This is a genomic window from Pseudomonas sp. NY15364 (assembly GCF_048068235.1).
GTDB lineage: Bacteria > Pseudomonadota > Gammaproteobacteria > Pseudomonadales > Pseudomonadaceae > Aquipseudomonas > Aquipseudomonas mendocina_D.
In genome coordinates, this window is the sequence record NZ_JBLUPX010000013.1 from 73,660 (window position 1) to 91,662 (window position 18,003).

At 63.2% G+C, this 18,003-nt stretch carries 14 protein-coding genes; 7 read left to right on the plus strand and 7 right to left on the minus strand.

The genetic code is table 11. The features are described from left to right. Positions 1 to 57: 57 nt before the first annotated feature. A complete protein-coding gene (locus ACNFCJ_RS13150) occupies positions 58 to 945 on the minus strand; it encodes a LysR family transcriptional regulator (protein WP_416771763.1) in 888 nt (295 codons plus the stop codon). Between the two features lie 100 nt (positions 946 to 1,045). Between ACNFCJ_RS13150 and ACNFCJ_RS13155 the strand changes: the two genes are divergently transcribed. After that, positions 1,046 to 1,687, plus strand: coding sequence for an NAD(P)-dependent oxidoreductase (locus tag ACNFCJ_RS13155; protein WP_416771765.1), 642 nt, complete (start codon positions 1,046 to 1,048; stop codon positions 1,685 to 1,687). A gap of 55 nt (positions 1,688 to 1,742) precedes the next feature. Next, the gene (locus ACNFCJ_RS13160; RefSeq protein ID WP_343349146.1) at positions 1,743 to 2,033 is read left to right on the plus strand and encodes a DUF2218 domain-containing protein; all 291 of its coding nucleotides are present in this window, start codon (positions 1,743 to 1,745) and stop codon (positions 2,031 to 2,033) included. A 4-nt stretch (positions 2,034 to 2,037) separates the two neighbouring features. Here ACNFCJ_RS13160 and ACNFCJ_RS13165 read toward each other — a convergent pair whose 3' ends face one another. Next, entirely contained in the window at positions 2,038 to 2,781 is a 744-nt protein-coding gene (locus ACNFCJ_RS13165; RefSeq protein ID WP_416771767.1) for a 5-oxoprolinase subunit PxpA, read from the minus strand. Positions 2,782 to 3,009: 228 nt separating this feature from the next. On the opposite strand from ACNFCJ_RS13165, the gene ACNFCJ_RS13170 reads away from it, so the two are divergent. The 5 genes from ACNFCJ_RS13170 to ACNFCJ_RS13190 all read left to right on the plus strand — a co-directional run bounded on the left by ACNFCJ_RS13170 (position 3,010) and on the right by ACNFCJ_RS13190 (position 9,064). After that, positions 3,010 to 5,241, plus strand: coding sequence for a TonB-dependent receptor domain-containing protein (locus tag ACNFCJ_RS13170; RefSeq protein WP_143506171.1), 2,232 nt, complete (start codon positions 3,010 to 3,012; stop codon positions 5,239 to 5,241). 144 nt (positions 5,242 to 5,385) lie between these two features. Further along, positions 5,386 to 5,985 (plus strand): PepSY-associated TM helix domain-containing protein, encoded by a 600-nt coding sequence (locus ACNFCJ_RS13175; protein WP_343349143.1) that lies wholly within the window; start codon positions 5,386 to 5,388, stop codon positions 5,983 to 5,985. 10 nt (positions 5,986 to 5,995) lie between these two features. Next, positions 5,996 to 6,508 carry a DUF2271 domain-containing protein gene (locus ACNFCJ_RS13180; protein ID WP_416771770.1) on the plus strand — a complete coding sequence of 171 codons (513 nt, stop codon included), beginning with the start codon at positions 5,996 to 5,998 and terminating at the stop codon, positions 6,506 to 6,508. Between the two features lie 10 nt (positions 6,509 to 6,518). Then, complete coding sequence (locus ACNFCJ_RS13185) at positions 6,519 to 7,391, plus strand: DUF4198 domain-containing protein (RefSeq protein ID WP_416771772.1); 873 nt, start codon at positions 6,519 to 6,521, stop codon at positions 7,389 to 7,391. A gap of 101 nt (positions 7,392 to 7,492) precedes the next feature. Further along, positions 7,493 to 9,064 carry a sulfite reductase subunit alpha gene (locus ACNFCJ_RS13190; RefSeq protein ID WP_416771774.1) on the plus strand — a complete coding sequence of 524 codons (1,572 nt, stop codon included), beginning with the start codon at positions 7,493 to 7,495 and terminating at the stop codon, positions 9,062 to 9,064. Between the two features lie 109 nt (positions 9,065 to 9,173). Here the strand turns inward: ACNFCJ_RS13190 and ACNFCJ_RS13195 are convergent, their stop codons facing one another. From ACNFCJ_RS13195 to ACNFCJ_RS13215, 5 genes are all read right to left on the minus strand, one after another. Then, a complete protein-coding gene (locus ACNFCJ_RS13195) occupies positions 9,174 to 10,271 on the minus strand; it encodes an alpha-hydroxy acid oxidase (RefSeq protein ID WP_416771776.1) in 1,098 nt (365 codons plus the stop codon). 2 nt (positions 10,272 to 10,273) lie between these two features. Beyond that, positions 10,274 to 10,951: a Fe2+-dependent dioxygenase gene (locus ACNFCJ_RS13200; protein ID WP_143506165.1), complete on the minus strand. Its 678-nt coding sequence runs from the start codon at positions 10,949 to 10,951 to the stop codon at positions 10,274 to 10,276. 71 nt (positions 10,952 to 11,022) lie between these two features. After that, positions 11,023 to 13,293, minus strand: a complete 2,271-nt coding sequence (locus ACNFCJ_RS13205) for a catecholate siderophore receptor Fiu (protein ID WP_416771779.1) — start codon at positions 13,291 to 13,293, stop codon at positions 11,023 to 11,025. A gap of 368 nt (positions 13,294 to 13,661) precedes the next feature. Further along, on the minus strand, positions 13,662 to 14,825 hold the full coding sequence (locus tag ACNFCJ_RS13210; RefSeq protein ID WP_143506163.1) for a type III PLP-dependent enzyme: 1,164 nt from the start codon (positions 14,823 to 14,825) through the stop codon (positions 13,662 to 13,664). A gap of 435 nt (positions 14,826 to 15,260) precedes the next feature. After that, entirely contained in the window at positions 15,261 to 17,789 is a 2,529-nt protein-coding gene (locus ACNFCJ_RS13215) for a PepSY domain-containing protein (protein ID WP_416771781.1), read from the minus strand. Positions 17,790 to 18,003: the final 214 nt, after the last annotated feature.

The window sequence follows — 18,003 nt, forward strand, 5'->3', positions numbered from 1 at the left end:
GGCGGACTTTCAGGGGCCATCCTCTCACAGCGCGGGGCAGATGCCGACTCCCACTGTTCAGGCACTGACCAGATGACGCCTGAGCGCCTCGATGGCGTAGCGCACTTTGGCCGGCTGAGCGTCGCGTCGAGGGGTGACGATATGCAGGCCGATGGGTTCCAGTTGCCAATCCGGCAGCAGCGGCAACAGCTCGCCGCGAGCCAGTAGTTCACGGATTTCCGGCTCAGGCTGCAACGACACGCCCATACCCGCGAGGGTGAACTGGCGCGCGGCCAGGATGTTGTTGCAGCTGATGCGCGTCTCCAGCCGCAGGCGCTGCTGTGCTCCACCGGGGCCATGCAAGGTCAGGTGCTGGCTACGCTCCAGATGCAGACTGATCCAGTCGAGCTTGAGCAACTGCGACGGTTCGACGGGTAAACCAACGCGGGCCAGGTAGGCTGGAGCTGCGCACAGGATCATGCGCCAGTCGGTCACGTAACGGGCCACCAGGCTGGAGTCCTCCTGGCGGCCGACACGGAGGGCGAGGTCGATACGTGATTCGATCAGGTCGATCTGCTCATCGTGAAAGAACAGGCTCAGGCTCAACCCCGGATGGGCACTGAGCAACGGCGCCAGCGCTTCGCTCAGCAACGGCCCGGAAAACCCGACCGGGGCGGCGACACGTAACTCGCCCACTGGCGCATCACGCTGCTCGGCCAGGCGCTGCTCGGCTCGCTCGGCCAGTTCGACTATCTGCCGGCAGCTTTCATAGAACTGCGCGCCGGCCTCGGTCAGGGTCAGCTTGCGTGTGGTGCGGTGCAGCAGCGTGACGCCAGTGGCCTCCTCCAGTCGGCGCATCTGCTGACTGACCGCCGAAGCCGTCATGCCCATGGCTTCGGCAGCTGCCACCATCGAACCCTTTTGCACCACCGTGGCGAACAACGCCATGCGTTTGAGCTGCTCCATTATGAAGCCTCGCTTAACTATCCAAGTGCATCAAGCCACTTTTTCCAGGCTTTATCCAGCGGCGATCATGTATCAACCATCACCTACCAAGGATTACTTCATGAAGATCGCTCTGATCGGCGCCACTGGTTATGTGGGCGCACCGCTGCTGCAAGAAGCCTTGAACCGCGGCCATCAGGTCACCGCATTGGTACGCCACCCGCAAAAGCTGAGCGCGCATCCGCAGCTGAACGCCATTGAGGCGGACGTTCACGACAGCACTGCGCTGGCCGCGCAGTTGCGTGGACATGAGGCAGTGATCAGCGCTTTCAACCCGGGCTGGGGCGTGTCAGAGATTCGTGAACAGTTCATCGCCGGCAGCCGCTCGATCATCGCGGCGAGCAGGCAGGCTGGCGTCAAACGCCTGCTGGTTGTCGGCGGCGCCGGCAGCCTTTATGTCGCCCCTGGCGTGCAATTGATCGACACCCCGGACTTTCCGGCCGAGTACAAGGAAGGCGCCGAGGGCGCACGCCAGGCGCTGAACATGCTGTACGAGGAGGCTCAGCTGGAGTGGACCTTTCTCTCGCCCGCCGCCCTGCTCGTTCCGGGGCCACGCACAGGCAAATTTCGTCTGGGCCACGACGAACTGCTGATGAATGGCGATGAGCCGGGCAGCATTTCGGTTGCCGACCTCGCCGTGGCGCTGATCGATGAAACCGAGCGACCGCAGCATATCCGCCAGCGTTTCACCGTAGCGTACTGAACCGAGCGCTCACGCGGGCGGCCGCTCCGAACGCCAATAAACCAGAGGAATGTCCATGACTCCATTCAGCAGCAGTGCCTTCGTCGCAACCGACACCCCGGCACGCTATATCAGCCGGCTGTGCAAGCACTTCGCACACAAGATCCCGGTCAGCTTCGATGAACAACAGGGGCGCATCGAGTTCGGCGCTGGCCTGGCGACCCTGAAAGCGGAAAACCAGGGCCTGCGCCTACAGGTGGAAAGCGCCAGCAGCGAAGACCTGCAACGCCTGGAAGGCGTCGTCGGCAGTCACTTCGAACGTTTTGCCTGGCAGGAAGAATTGACCCTGGACTGGCAGCCCATCTGATCCCTCAAAGTGCATCCAGCCGAGCGCGCAAACGGCGCAACACCGCCAGGGACTCGGGGTTGTCGCCATGTACGCAGAGGCTATCGGCCCGCAACCGCAGCGGCTTGCCGTCGATATCGGCAAAGGGCTCGCCGCTGGCAATGGCCAGCGCCTGGTCAAGGATTCGCTCGGGATCATGGTGCACCGCGCCGCTGAGCCGGCGTGGCGCCAGTTGCCCATCTGACAGATAGGCGCGGTCGGCGAACGCCTCGAACATCAGCGGCACATCGGCCTCGTCAGCCAGACGCAGCTCCCGGTCATTGTCAGCCAGCGCCAACACCATCAGCGGCAGGCCCTTGCGATAGCTGGCACAGGCATCCAGCACCGCCATCAGCAACGCATCGTCACGCACCAGATCGTTGTACAGCGCGCCATGCGGTTTGACATAGGCCAGCTGGCAACCGCGCGCTCGGCAAAAGGCATCCAGTGCCCCCACCTGATACAGCACCAGTGCGCGGACCTCCTCCGGCGAGCACTGCAGGTGACGCCGACCAAAGCCTTGCAGGTCCGGATAGGAAGGATGCGCACCAATACTCACGTCATGCGCCACGGCCAGCTCGACGCAACGCGCCATGATCAGCGGATCGCCTGCATGGAAGCCGCACGCCAGGTTGGCCTGATCGATCAGTGGCATGGCCAGTTCATCGTCGCCCATGCGCCAGGCGCCGAAGCCCTCGCCCATGTCGCAGTTCAGGAGAATAGGGTTCATGCCGGCAGCTTAGAACGCCAGGAAAGCCAGCGCAAAGCGCACTCAAAACTCGAGAATTAATCGTATTTACAAAATTTACATCTGCCTGCAGGCCAATCGCCACGGCATCTCCAGCCGGATGCCATGCCCTTCGATACCATCCGCAATTGAACCTTATATGCAAATCACTATCATCCCGACCGTTTGCACGCATTACGACTGCACCCTCTTACTGCCAGGAGTCGATCGATGTCCGCCCTTAATTCCCGTACCGCCTTGGCCAGCGCCATTGCCTTGGCCGCCAGCTTCGGCGCCCAGGCCAACGAGCCCATCGCCCTAGGCGACGTGGTCGTCAGCGCCTCCGGCTTCGAGCAGAAGATCACCGAAGCCCCCGCCAGCATCAGCGTGATCAGCCGCGAAGAACTGCAGCAGAAACGCTACAGCAACCTGGCCCAGGCACTGGAAGACGTGGAAGGCATCGATGTGCGTCAGGGCACCGGTAAGACCGGCGGCCTGAATATCAGCATTCGCGGCATGCCCAGCGACTACACCCTGATCCTGATCGACGGCCGACGCCAGAACACGGCAGGCAACGTCACTCCCAACGGTTTCAACGAAACGTCCACCAGCTTCATGCCGCCGATGTCCGCGATCGAGCGTATAGAAGTAATTCGCGGGCCGATGTCGACTCTGTATGGTTCCGACGCCATGGGGGGCGTAGTCAACATCATCACCCGCAAGGTGGCCAAGGAATGGGGGGCCAGCTTGAGCCTCGACCATACCTTCCAGGAAAACCGCGATTACGGTGAAGCCAGCAATACCAGCCTCTATGCCAGCGGCCCACTGATCGAGGGCCTGCTGGGCCTCGCCGTGCGTGGCAGCCTGTACGACCGCGGCGAGTCGGACCTGCAGTTTGACAACGACAGCACCGTCAGCAAGCGTGGAGCTTCCCCCGTCGAGGGGCGCAACACCACCTTCGGCACCCGCCTGACGCTGACCCCGAACGATGCCCACGACTTCGCCCTCGATTTCGAGCGAGGCCGCCAGGTCTACAACAATGATGACTGCCAGCTGGGCAATCTCGACGGCAAGAATGGCGGCAGCGCCACCGATGGCTGCACCACCAACGCACCGTTGCGTGCCAATGGCTACAAGGATGAACTGCGCTTCGAGCGTGATCAGATCGCCCTCAGCCATACCGGGCGTCTGAGCTTCGGTACGCTGGAAAGCAGCATCACCCACAACACCACGGAAACCTTCGGCCGTACCATTCCAGGCAACCCGATTGGCAACTCGTACACAGGTTTCCCTTCGATCGTCATCGGCGACGACCGCAAGCTGAAGTCGACCGATCTGGTCGTAGATACCAAGTTGGTCGCTCCCGTGGGCGAATCCCACATCGCAACGGTTGGTGCACAGTGGTGGGACGCCAAGGTCACCGACGGCATTGCCGATGAGGACTTCCAGCAGACGTCCTGGGCGCTGTTCGCTGAAGATGAGTGGCGCCTGCGTGACGACCTGGCACTGACCCTGGGCGCGCGCTACGAGGATCATGAAGCCTTTGGTGGCCATGTCAGCCCACGTGCTTATCTGGTGTGGAACACCACGGACACCTGGACCCTGAAAGGCGGCGTGAGCCGTGGCTACAAGACCCCGACACTCAACCAACTGCACAGCGGCATCAATGGCGTGACCGGCCAGGGCTCGACCATCACCATTGGTAGCCCCGACCTGGATCCGGAAATCACCACCAACACCGAGATCGGCGCGTACTACGACAACCTCTCTGACTTCAACGCCAACGTCACCCTGTTCCATAACAAGTTCAAGGACAAGATCGACGACGGCACGCCGTTGGCCAACTGCTTCTACACTGCGAATCCGAACCAGCCAGGCTGCGTCAGCTATGGCGCGGGCTTCACTCAGGAGAACTTCGCCCAGAGCGTGAACATCGGCGAAGCCGTCACCAAGGGTATCGAGGTTGCAGGTCGATGGGCGTTCGCCCCAGCCTGGGCGCTGGCAGTCAACTACACCTACACCGACAGCGAGCAGAAGAGTGGCATCAACAAGGGCGCGCCACTGACCAATACACCGGAGCATATGGCTCACGCACGCCTGAGCTGGGCAGCCAATGATCGCCTGACACTGTGGTTCAAGGGTGAATACCGCGGCGAACGTGCTCGCTTTACCGACCGCTACGAAAATCTGACGGCTGCAAACAAAGCCCTGTACGACGCCGCCGGCGACCTGAAGGCCTATGAAGTCTTCCACCTAGGTGGCTCATTCAAGGCATCGGAGAACGTGACCTTCAGCGCCACGATCTACAACCTGTTCGACAAAGACTTCACCAGCGGCAGCTACTACACCACCAACACCGGCACCACCGGCTGGGCGTCCGACTATACGCAGATCGCGCAGTCCACCAGCGGCACCCTCGAGGAAGGTCGCCGTCTCTGGCTGTCGACGGTTATCGAGTTCTGATCACAATGCCGCCGCTCCATCCGGAGCGGCGGCTTCTCTGGTGAACGGCATCGGCAAACGAACGTATAGACTGTGTAAATAAGAACCACCCGCAAGAATTTCCCCTCTAGAATCCGCCGCCTCCCTCCTTCGAGCACGCTGCACATGCCCCGACTCCCCTGGCTCGGCACCCTGCGCCAATGGCACTGGATCAGTTCCGCGCTATGCCTGGCTGGCATGCTGCTGTTCGCTATCACCGGCATCACCCTCAACCACGCCGGGCAGATCGAAGCACGCCCGCAGGTACAACAGAAGCAGGCGCAACTGCCCGCCGAATTGCAGGCGCAGTTGCTGCAGCAAACGCCCAATCAGGGTTTGCCGCTGGCCTTGCGTCAATGGCTGGAGCAGAGCCTGGATGTGCGCCTCGACGGACGCAGCGCCGAATGGTCGGATGGCGAGCTGTATATCGCCCTGCCGCGCCCGGGCGGCGACGCCTGGCTAAGCCTCGATCTGAGTTCCGGCGCACTGGAATACGAAGCCACCGACCGAGGCTGGATCGCCTACTTCAACGACCTGCACAAGGGCCGCCATACCGGCACGGCCTGGAGCTGGTTCATCGATATCTTCGCCGCAGTCTGCGTGATGTTCAGCCTCACCGGCCTGCTGCTCCTGCACCGCCATGCCGGTAGCCGCCCCTCGACCTGGCCACTCACTGGTCTGGGCCTGTTGCTGCCGCTGCTGCTGGCGCTTGTTTTCATCCATTGACGAGGTGGCCATGTCCAGACCCTTGTTGTTCGCCTTTACCAGCCTGCTCAGCGCCCCACTGCTGGCGGCGCAGATGACCGTCGAGGTCGAGATCCCGCGCCTGCAGGTCGCCGAATATCACCGCCCCTATGTGGCCGTCTGGCTGGAGGATGCGGGCAACCGTCATGCCGCCGATCTGGCGGTGTGGTACGACATGAAGATGAAGGATGCCGAGGGCGAGAAATGGCTCAAGGACCTGCGCCAGTGGTGGCGCCGTAGCGGGCGCAACCTGGACATGCCAGTCGATGGCATCAGCGGCGCCACCCGCGCCGTAGGCAAGCACAGCCTGAGCTTCGCTAGCGACAGCCCGCAGTTGCAGAACCTGACGACGGGTGAATACCAACTGGTCATAGAGGCTGCACGCGAAGTGGGCGGCCGCGAACTGCTGCGTGTGCCGTTCACCTGGCCGCCGCAGCAGCGCAGCAAGGCCAGCGCCCAGGGCCAGCACGAGCTGGGCGCCATCACCCTCGAACTCACCCCATAAGGAAATCACCATGAACAAGACCTGCAAATGGGCCGCGCTGACCCTGGCCCTGTGCCTGCCTTTCTCCGCTCAGGCTCACCGCGCCTGGATGCTGCCCTCGGCCACCGTACTGTCCGGCGAAGAACCGTGGATCACCGTCGACGCTGCTGTCTCCAATGATCTGTTCTACTTCGAGCACTTCCCGATGCGTATCGCCGGTGTCGGCGCAGTGGACCAGACACCAGCCGGTGGGCCGCCTGGCATGCGTCCGCGCCCGGCCGCGCAATTGCAGATCCAGGCGCCAGATGGCAGCCTGCTGCAACCGCAAAATGGCCATATCGGTCGCTATCGCAGCAGCTTCGATCTGCCCCTCTCGCAGAAGGGCACCTACAAGCTGAGCATCGCCAACCACGGCCTGTTCGCCTCCTACAAGGAGAACGGCCAGCAGCGGCGCTGGATGGGCAGCGCTGATGCCCTGGCCAAGGAAATCCCGGCTGCCGCCGAAGATTTGCAGGTCAGCCAGACCTCCAGCCGCATGGAAGTCTTCGTCACCTCCGGCAAAACCACCGACACCGTGCTGGCCACCACCGGCAAGGGCCTGGAACTGCAGCCGGTGACCCACCCCAACGACCTGTTCGCGGGTGAAACGGCCGAGTTCATCCTGCTGCTCGACGGCAAACCTGCCGCTGATGTGGCAGTGAGCGTGATCCCCGGCGGCAACCGCTACCGCGACCAGCTCGGCGAGATCGAGTTGAAGAGCGACGCCCAGGGCCGTATCAGCATCACCTGGCCCGAGGCCGGCATGTACTGGCTGGAAGCCGAGCTGGAAAGCGATCAGGCACAGGCGCCAGCCACCCGCCGCCGCGCCAGCTACAGCGCAACCCTGGAAGTGCTCGCGCCCTGAGTCGATAAGCACGCTGCACCTGCGGCAGCCACTGCGATCAGGCAGCTGCCGCAGGGAATGAGCACCACGAACCTTGGATGACATCCAGGCTACGGATCAGCATGACATCTCCACTCGCCCCCTTCTTGCAGCGCTACTGGCCCGCCCTTGCCTGCCTGAGCCTGGCCATCCTGCTGCTCTGGCTGCAGCCGCCACGGCACATCAGCGCCGCGCTGGCCGTGCTCGCCTGGCTGGCGATCTGCGTGCGAAGCTGGCGCCCCCGCTCTGCCTGCGCCGCGACCACCAGCGAGACAGGCGAGCCCTTATTCGTTGCCTACGCCAGCCAGAGCGGCCAGGCGCAGGCACTGGCCGAAATGAGTGCCGAACAGCTGCGCAGCAGCGGCATCAATGCACAGGCACTGCCATGCGATACCCTGCGCGCAGAACGCCTGACCTCCAGCAGCCGCCTGCTACTGATAGCCAGCACCTACGGCGAAGGCGAAGCGCCGGACCACGCGGCGCGCTGGCTGCGTGAGCTCGACCAGGCCCAGCCAGACCTGAGCAGGCTCGACTTCGCCCTGATCGGTCTGGGAGATCGCCAATATCGGTATTTCTGTGGTTTTGCCAGGCAACTGGACCAGCGCCTGCAAGGCCTCGGCGCGAATCCACTGTTCGACCGCCTAGAAGCCGACCGTGGCGACCCGGCCGTGCTGCGCCAATGGCAGCAGCAACTCGGCCTGCTGGCTGGCGGGCAGCACTTCGCCGATTGGCAGACAGCCGATTACCAGCCCTGGCAACTGCTCGCACGTCAATGTCTGAACCCCGCCAGCCAGGGGCGCCCCGCGTTCCACCTGCGCTTGCAGCCAACAGACGACATGCCGGCCTGGCAAGCCGGTGATATCGCCGAAGTCGCCCCCTGCCAGCCGCCCGAGCGAGTCGAGGCGTTGCTGCGTGCGCTCGAACTGGACGGCGAACGCAGACTCAGCGACGGAAAAATCCTGCGCTCACAACTGGCTCGCCGGCAATTGCCGGATGACCTGCAAAGCCTGCACGGCCTGGATGCCGAAGCCGTGCTGCAAACGCTGCCCCTGCTGGCGCATCGCGACTACTCCATCGCCTCGCTGCCTGACGATGGCGCGCTGGAACTGTTGGTCCGCCTGCAGCAGGACGCCAAAGGTCAGCCCGGTCAGGGTTCCGGCTGGCTGTGCCGATACGCGCCCATCGGCGGGGCTGTCGAATTGCGTATTCGCAGCAACCCGAGCTTTCACCTGCCGACAGCCAGCGGCCCGCTGATCCTGATCGGCAACGGCACCGGCCTGGCCGGTCTGCGCGCCCACCTGCGCGAGCGCGAGCGGCTGGGCCAGCATGGCCACTGGTTGCTGTTCGGCGAACGCAACGCCGCCTGCGATTTGTTCTTCGCCGACGAGCTACGCACCTGGCAGCGCAGCGGCCACATTAGCCGCCTCGACCTGGCGTTCTCCCGCGATCAGGCGCAACCGGTCTACGTACAGCACCTGCTGCGCGATGCCGCCGATGAGCTGCGCGCCTGGATCGAGCGTGGCGCCAGCATGCTGCTGTGCGGCAGCCTGCAAGGCATGGGCGAAGAGGTCGATGCGCTGCTGCACGGATTGCTCGGCCAGCAGCAGGTAACGGCATTGCGCGAAGCTGGACGTTACCGGCGCGACCTTTACTAACCGCTTCGCCGCGAGACGCGGCGCCTACAAGGCGACGCGATGTCTGCGCAATTCATGTAGGAGCCCCGCCCCGGGGCGAAGCTTTTGCGATCAAGACACATGCAGCGCCTCAGGCACGCTGCAGCATCTCGGGGGCGATGCTGGCAAGATCACGGCAACCGCATAGCGCCATGGTCACCTCCAGTTCTTCACGCAACAGCCTGAGCAGGTGCGCCACACCCAGCGCTCCGGCGGTGGCCAAGGCATGGATGTAAGGCCGGCCGATCAGCACCGCGTCGGCGCCCAGCGCCAGAGCCTTGAACACATCACTGCCACGACGTATGCCCCCATCGACCAAGACCGGCACATCTGCGCCTAGCTCGGCGCGAATCGACGCCAGCGAGCGAATCGCCGGCCACTGCGAATCCAGCACCCGGCCACCATGGTTGGAGACGATCACCCCGGCAGCCCCTGCCTCCACGGCCAAACGCGCATCGTCAGCGTGCAGGATGCCCTTGAGCAGCACCGGCAGGCAGCTGCGTTGACACAGCCAGGCGACATCCTGCCAACCCGGCGCCACCGCCATCAGCCCATCGAACACCGTGCTGCCGCCCTCGGGCAAAGCCGGCAGTTGCACCGCCTGTTCGAGATTCACCGCAGAGATATCCGGCGGCAAGCGAAAGCCCGCACGCTGTTCGCGGTTGCGTACGCCGGACACCGGCGCATCCACCGTCAGCACCAAGGCGCGATAGCCGGCCGCTTCGGCGCGCTGCGCCAGGGCCAAGGTCGCCGGGCCGCTGCCCTGCCAGTAGAGCTGAAACCACAGCGGCCCCTGCGCCACCTCGGCCACCTCCTCCAATCGCGTGGAGGCGAAGGAGCTGAGCACCGCCGCGCCGCCCATGACACCAGCAGCCAGCGCGCTGGCGCGTTCACCCTCGGCGTGAAACAGATGCTGATAAGCAATCGGCGCCAGCACGATGGGATGCTGCAACGCGTCGCCGAGCAACTGGCAACGGGTGTGGCCACCGCGCAGGTCGCGCAGCATGCGCGGCAGCAAGGCCCACTCCTGCCATGCCTGCAGATTGGCCTGGCAGGTCAGCTCGTCACCGGCGCCGCCCTGCAGATAGGCCAGGGCATTGCCATCGAGCCGCTCGAGGGCATAACGCTGGTAATCCTGAGCAGAGACCAGGTCGGCGGGAATTTCACTAAGCGGCGCCAGGCGGCTCATGCTCACTCGCTCCATTGACGCAGCAGGTTGTGATAGGTGCTGGTCAGGCCGAGCACTTCCTCGCTGTCGCCCAATTGCGCGCGCAGTTTGAGAATGTTCATGTCCAGCTCGAACAGCAGCTTGCGCTGCCAGGCGTCGCGCACCCAGCTCTGCGTCCACAGGAAAGAGGCGATACGCGCGCCACTGGTAACGGGCTCGACGCGGTGCAGGCTGGTGGCCGGGTAGACGATGGCATCGCCAGCCGCCAGCTTCACCTCATGTTCGCCATAGGTGTCTTCAACGATCAGCTCGCCGCCTTCGTACTCTTCCGGCTCACTGAGAAACACCGTGGTGGAAACGTCGGTGCGCACCTGCAAACCACTGAAACGGTCACGCTGCAGGGCGTTGTCGACATGGTTGCCGTAGCGCCCGCCACCGCTGTAACGGTTGAACATCGGCGGCAGCATGTGCCGGGGCAGCACCGCCGAGACGAACAGCGGGTGGCGCTGCAAGGCACCGGCAATGCTTTGCGAGAGCGGGGCGAATGCCGGCGACTCTGCCGGGAACTGCAGGTTGCTCTTGAGCACCGCAGCCTGGGCGCCGGACGAGCGCGCGCCGTCGACCCAATCATGGGCCGCCAGCTCGGCGCGCAGGGCGGCGACCTCCTGCTTGCTCAGGACCTGCGGGATATGCAGCAACATCGGGGCAGTCTCCTGCGTTGAACGCAAGAAGCCCGCGCATGGCGCAGGCTTCTTGCGACACGGGGGTCGGATCAGAAGGACAGTTCGGTGGTGAACATCGCCGAACGCGGCGTGCCGAGACGAGCGCGGGCACCACTGTTGTTCAACGACTCGATGTACTCCTTGTCGAACAGGTTGTACAGGTTCAGGCGCAGGTTGACGTTCTTGTTCAGACGATAAGCCGCCATGGCATCGGCCACCCAGTAGGACGGGATCACTGGCATGTTCTGCGTGCTCAGATCGACACCGGAAACGATCACCCGGTCCTGCTCGGACACGTAGCGCGCGCCACCGCCCAGGGTCAGATCGCCCAGGGTGTAGGAAGTCCACAGTGTCGCAGTCAGATCCGGTGACCAGCGCACGCCAGTGTTATTGCTGACGCCGTTGGTGGCACTGAAGCTGGCCTGATCGAGCTGCTTGGTCTTCATGTGGGCAACGCCGGCAGAAACCTGCCAGAAGTTGGTCAGCTGACCGACCACGCCCAGTTCGACGCCGTCGACGCGGGTCTTGCCTTCCTGGAAGTAGCGGGCAGCGAAGGAGTCGTAGCTGACCTGGTTCTCGTTCTCCGTGCGGTAGGCCGCCAGGGTCAGCGCCAGGCGCTCATCCAGCAGATCCCATTTGGTGCCGAGCTCGATGTGTCGGGTTTCCTGCGGGTCCAGACCAACCTGTTCGTTGGACGAAGAAGTCGCGGAGTCCGCCACCAGAGCGAAGTTGTTGCTCCCCGGCGGAGTCATCGAGTTGGCGTAGGACAGGTAAATGCTGCCGTTGGGCAAGGGCTTGAATACCACGCCGGTGTTCCAACTGGTCAGGTCGCCCGACTCGTAGCCACTGCCCGGCACACGTGCGCCGGAGGTGATGGCGACGCTGTCGGTCTCGGTGCGGAAGTGCTCGAAACGCACACCGCCATTGAGCGCCCACTGCTCGTTCAGGTGCAGGGTGTCGAAAACGTAGAGCGCGGCGGTCTTGGTTTCACCATCGGTATAAGCGCCGGTCTTGTAGGGGTCACCCAGAGCATCGTGCGCGTTCGGGTCATACAGGTTGGCTGGCGGCAGCGGCACTGCCGGGTAGGCCACGCCATCGATGGTCTGGGCGGCAGTGGCATAGCTGCGGTTGAGCTGCTTCTCGCTCATCAGCTCAAGGCCAGCCGCTAACTCGTTGCGCAGGCCGAAGGTATCGAACTGAGCGTTCAGGCTGCTCTGGTTGGCGAGGATCTGGTTTTCCTGGTCGACCACCTGACGACTGCGGGAAACGGTCCAGTTTGCCGGATTGGTCGAACCATTGGCATTGAGCGCGTTGATGCCGGTGAGGATGCGGTCGTTATTGCTGCGCCCCCAACGCGACAGGTTGCGTAGGGTCAGGGCGTCATTGACGTCGTGTTCGACCTTGAGGGTGAACATGTCGCCGTCGATGCGCTCATAGTCACCCTTGGCCCCGTAGTAGTTTTCCGTGTCGACCTTGCCAGCGGCGTTCAGCGCCGCATTGGCGTTGTAGAAGCCGCTCATGCCGATGGTCGGGATGCCGCCGTCTGGCGTATTGTCCTGGCGCACATGCTGCGAGTAGAGGTAGACGCGGGTCGCCGTATCCAGGCCGAATGCGATCGCCGGGGCCACGCCATAGCTGCTGTTGTCCACATAGTCGCGGCCATCGACGTCGCCAGCGCGACGCATCAGGTTCAGGCGCAGCGCCGAGTTGTCACCCAGCTGACGATTGATGTCGGCGGTGAGGTTGCTCTTGTCGGCAGTGCCGTAGCCGAGGGTGGCGAAGGTCTCGTCAGTCAGGGTCGGCAGCTTGGAGATCAGATTGATGTAACCCGAGGATGCACCACGACCAATATCGGAGCCGGCTGCCCCCTTGACCACCTCAACCTGATCCAGGTTGAACACATCGCGACTGACCGCGCCGAGGTCACGCACACCGTCGACGAAGGTCGATTGCTGGGTGGAGAAGCCGCGCATCATGAAGGTGTCGCCCGCAGAGGTATTGCCGTTTTCGCCGAGCTGCAGGGTGATGCCGGGGGTATTGCGCAGCGCCTCCATCAGGCTGCCTGCGCCTTGTTCGCGGAGCATCTCCTTCTTGATCACCTGCACGGTCTTGGGTGTATCCAGCAGCGGCTGAGTCAGCTTGGTATTGGCGCTCTTGTCGGCCTTGTAGGGGACTTCGGCCTTGGACGTCACCACCATCTCGGGCAGGTCCACGCCCTTTTCGCTGTCAGCAGTCTGTGCAACTGCCAGGGCTGGCAGGGTTGCCGCGACCAGTGCGGCAAGATGATTGACGTGATGATGCTTACGACTACGGATTGTCATTGTTGTCCCCAGGTTGGAAAGGCTACGTCCTGGCCTTGCAAGCGGCAGTGCAACAGGACGTAACAAATACTTAACAAAGCGCGCGAATGCTAATGACTCTTATCTGCAATAGCAATACAACCAGCTTTAGATTTTTACATTTCCTTGACGCTCATCACCCCCGCCACAAAGGCACGAACTGAGCGGAGGTAGCCTCTTGCGCCACAGCCCGACGCGGACTGCCGCGAAGACAGCAGGCATGCCACCCGGAGCAAGACAAAGACCTCAACGTTTCACGCGCCCACGCACAACGACAGGCCCAGCCAGGTAAATGGCCGGCCAAAAACGCAAAAACCCGCCGAAAGGCGGGTTCTTGGAGGGAGTAGCGCTTACAGGTAGTAGGACTTCAGCGGCGGGAAGCCATTGAACTCCACGGCGCTGTAGCTGGTGGTGTAGGCACCGGTGGACAGCCAGTAAAGGCGGTCACCACTGGAGAGGTTGAGCGGCAGGCCGTACTTGTAGTGCTCGTACATGATGTCGGCGCTGTCGCAGGTCGGGCCGGCGATCACCACTTCTTCCATCTCGCCCTTCTTCTCGGTCCAGATCGGGAATTTGATCGATTCGTCCATGGTTTCGATCAAGCCACTGAACTTGCCGACGTCGGCATACACCCAGCGCTCGACGGCGGTACGCGACTTGCGCGCCACCAGCACCACTTCCGAGACCAGCACACCGGCGTTGGCGATCAGCGAGCGGCCCGGCTCGAGGATGATTTCCGGCAGATCATCGCCGAAATCTTCCTTGAGGAAGCGGGTGATTTCCGCTGCGTAGGTTTCCAGATCATTGGTGCGCTGGATGTAGTTGGCCGGGAAGCCGCCACCCATGTTGATCATCTGCAGGGTGATGCCGTCCTCTTCCTTGAGGCGCTCGAAGATCACCTTGACCTTGGCGATGGCGGCGTCCCACACATCGATGTCGCGCTGCTGCGAACCGACGTGGAAGGAAATGCCGTACGGCACCAGGCCCAGTTGCTTGGCCAGGATCAGCAGGTCCAGGGCCATGTCCGGCTGGCAACCGAACTTGCGGCTCAGCGGCCAGTCGGCGCTGGTGGAGCCTTCAGTAAGAATGCGCACGTAGATCTTCGAACCCGGCGCGGCCTTGGCGATGTTGCGCAGGTCGGCTTCGGAATCGGTGGCGAACAGGCGCACGCCTTTTTCATAGAAGTAGCGAATGTCGCGCGCCTTCTTGATGGTGTTGCCGTAGCTGATGCGCTCGGGGCCGACGCCGGTGGCCATGACCTTGTCCAGCTCGTAGATCGAGGCGATGTCGAAGCTCGAGCCCTTGTCACGCAGCAGCTCGATGATCTCGACGGCCGGGTTGGCCTTGACCGCGTAGTAGACCTTGGCGAAGGGGAAGCAGGTACCCAGTTGATCGTAGGCATCAGCGATGATCTGCCGGTCGATCACCACGAACGGGGTTTCGTGCTGATCGGCGAATGCCTTCATGCGCTGGAAAGTGGCGGGTGCGTAATAGTCTTCGACCTTGATCGACATGCGGGAACTCCAATGGCTAAACCGGGAACACATGGATTCGGGCAGCGAAACGCCTCACAGGTTCCGCTACGTGTAGGGGGTGGCCGCGCAACGCGCGTGCCTGAACGTCTGACAGTTTCCCCACTTTGGTTCGCCTACTTCCCAAGGCATGTCGCCGAGCATCACCGGTACCGACCATGCGCCGGCCGGCAACCTCTCGTCGTCAGTACTTGAGCCGGATGGATCGTTTCCAGCATGGACGTTCGGGCGCGGACTTTAAGACCATGCGCCCCGCAGATCAACCGGAAATTCTGCCTAATTTCAGCTCGTTCCGGATATCACACAAAACGCCCTGAAATGCTGAACAGGCGGGGCTTTCAGCCAGTTTGCCGCAGCCATGTTTCAGTGCCATTGCAGCACCTTTGAGCGAGCGGTTTGCACCGCCCGCTCGTCCACTCAGTACACGTCACGGCGATAACGGCCTTCCTCAAGCAATGCCTGTAGCGCTTCATCGCCCAGCAGCTCGCGCAATACCCTGTCGACACCACCGGCCATACCCTGCAGGCTGCCGCAGACGTAGATCGCCGCGCCCTCGGCCAGCCAGGCGCGTAAACGTGCACGCTGTTCGCGCAGCAGGTCCTGCACGTAGCGCTTGTCGGCCTGATCGCGGGAGAACACCAGATCCAGATGCTGCAGCTCACCTACCGCCAGCGCCGCCTGCAACTCGTCACCACAGAAGAAATCGCAGGCGCGGTTGCGCTCGCCGAACAGCAGCCAGTTGCGCCCTTGCCCAGCCAGTGCGCGTGCGCGCAGCAGCGAACGCAGGCCGGCCAGGCCGGTGCCGTTACCGATCAGGATCAACGGGCGGTCATCCTCAGGCAGGTGGAAGCTGCTATTGCGTCGTACCCGCGCCAGCACCTGACCGCCCTCGGGCAGGTGCTCGGTCAGCCAGCCGGAGCCAAGGCCCAGACTGCCGTCAGCTTGCACGGCCTGACGCACGATCAGTTGCAGCACGCCATCGGCGGCGACCGAGGCGATGGAATATTCCCGTGTGCCCAGCGGCACCAGCGCATCGATCAACGCCTGAGCGTGCAAGCCAACCAGGTGAGCGAAGCTGTCCGGCAATTGCCGTTCGGCCAAGGCCTCGCTCAGGCTCGTCGTCTGGCCATCAAGCACTACCGGCTCACAGCCGCCGAAACCGGAGTGCTGCAGCCAGGCTTGCACCCGCTCATGCGCATGGCGCGGGCGAATCTCCAGGATATCGCCAGCTTGCCAAGTACCCTGTGCGGGCGGCGTGAGGCCGATTAAGAACACCGCAGCACCCTGACTGCCTGGATTGAGCAGACGCCGCTCGGCCAACGGCCAGTTCTGCCACGGCGCGTCCTCGAAGCGAATCGGCGCAGCACCGGTAAGCTCGCTCAGTTGCTGCTGCCAACGCTGCAGCGCGGCCTGGTCGTCGCCGTCGACCTCAACGCTGTCGAACAGGCGATGCGCACCCTGCAACCCCAGCCAGTCGTTGATGCGGCGGGCGAATCCGCAGAAATGCTCGTACTGCCGATCCCCCAGCGCCAGCACGGCATAGCTCAACTGCCCCAGCGGCAGCGAACCACCCAGCACCTTGCGCTCGAAGCCCTGCGCAGCGTCCGGCGCCTCGCCATCACCAAAGGTGCTGACCACGAACAGCGCCTTCTGCGCGCGGCTCAGGCTGTCAGCGTCGAGGCGCGAGAGCGGCTCGACCCGCACCGGGATACCGGCGGCCTGCAACTGCCCGGCGCTCTGCCAGGCCAGTTGCTCGGCGAAGCCGCTCTGGCTGGCAAACCCCACCAGCCAGCCTTCAGCCGAGTTATCCGTTTTCAGCGTACCGCGCGCCGCCTGGGCCGCGCGCTTTTTGCGTCGGCGGTCCAGGTACAGCAGCCAGCCGGTGATGAAAAACAGCGGCATGGCCGCCGTGGCCAGCATCATCAGGATGCGCCCGGGCATGCCGAAGTACTCGCCCACATGCAGGGCGTAGACGCTGGCCAGCAGTTGCGCCTTGAAGCTCTTCTCGGTGTAGCGCTCATGCTGGCTAACTGCGCCGCTTTGCGGGTCGAGCTGCAACTGGTTGAAGGCGCGCACATGCTCGGCGCCATCGAGTATGTAGAAAACCGTCGCCGGCTGCCCCGCCACTGGCGGCAGGCGCAGGTTCCAGGCCACCAGCTTGGGCCCGGCGGCTTGCTGGATGCTCTGCCAGACGGCGTCGTAGTCGACTTCGGGGGCAGGGCCATTGGGCGCCTGGCGACCGCCACGGCCACGCTCACCACGCTGTTCGGGCGGTGTGTCGGAAAGCAGGCGCGTCAGCCCCTCGCGATACCAGTCATAAGACCAATACAAACCGGTGAGCCCGGCGCAGAGATAAAACAGCAGCGCCCAGGTGCCGGCGACAGCGTGCAGATCCCAGTTGAAGCTACGCCCCTTCTTCTTCCAGTCCAGCGTCAACCAGGTACGCCAGCTCAAGGCCTGGCGCGGCCAACGCAGATAGAGGCCGGACAAGCAGAAGAAAATCAGCGCCACCGTACTGGCAGCGGTGATCTGCTTGCCCACCTCGCCCATCGACAGAAAGCGGTGCAGCATCAGCATCAGGTGGAAGAAATCCTGACCAATGGGTTCGGCCAGCACCTCCCCGGTGTAGGGGTCGAAAGGGATACGCGGCCCGCGGCGCTCGCCCGGCGGTGGCATAAGAAAAGCCGTGCCAGGCCCGTCATGGCGACCGTCGAACCACAACGCAGTTACACGATCAGAGGTAGCGGCCTCGATCTTCGCAGCCAGCTCGCCAGGGGTGAGAGGGCCTTGTGCGCTGGGCTGAATCTGCCAACGCTCGGCGTTAAGCGCGCGGGTGATCTCGCCCTCGAAACTGTAAAGGGCACCGGTTATGCCCATGACGGCCAGCACCAGGCCGGCGCTGATACCGAAGAACCAGTGCAACTGGAAGATGATTTTCTTGAACACGACGGAGCCACCCTCACCCACTGCGACGGGCGGCCACTCTATATGGGAATAATTTTCATAACCATTACTTTGCGCGATATTTACGCATCGGCAACAAGGCCCGGCCGCAGCACTTACCGAACAGCCTGAAACCGATGGCCGCTCTCCGCCAGAGCCGGCAGTTATCGGTATAATCCCGCGCTTTACGGGTGCCAAGGCACCCTCAACGACTCCA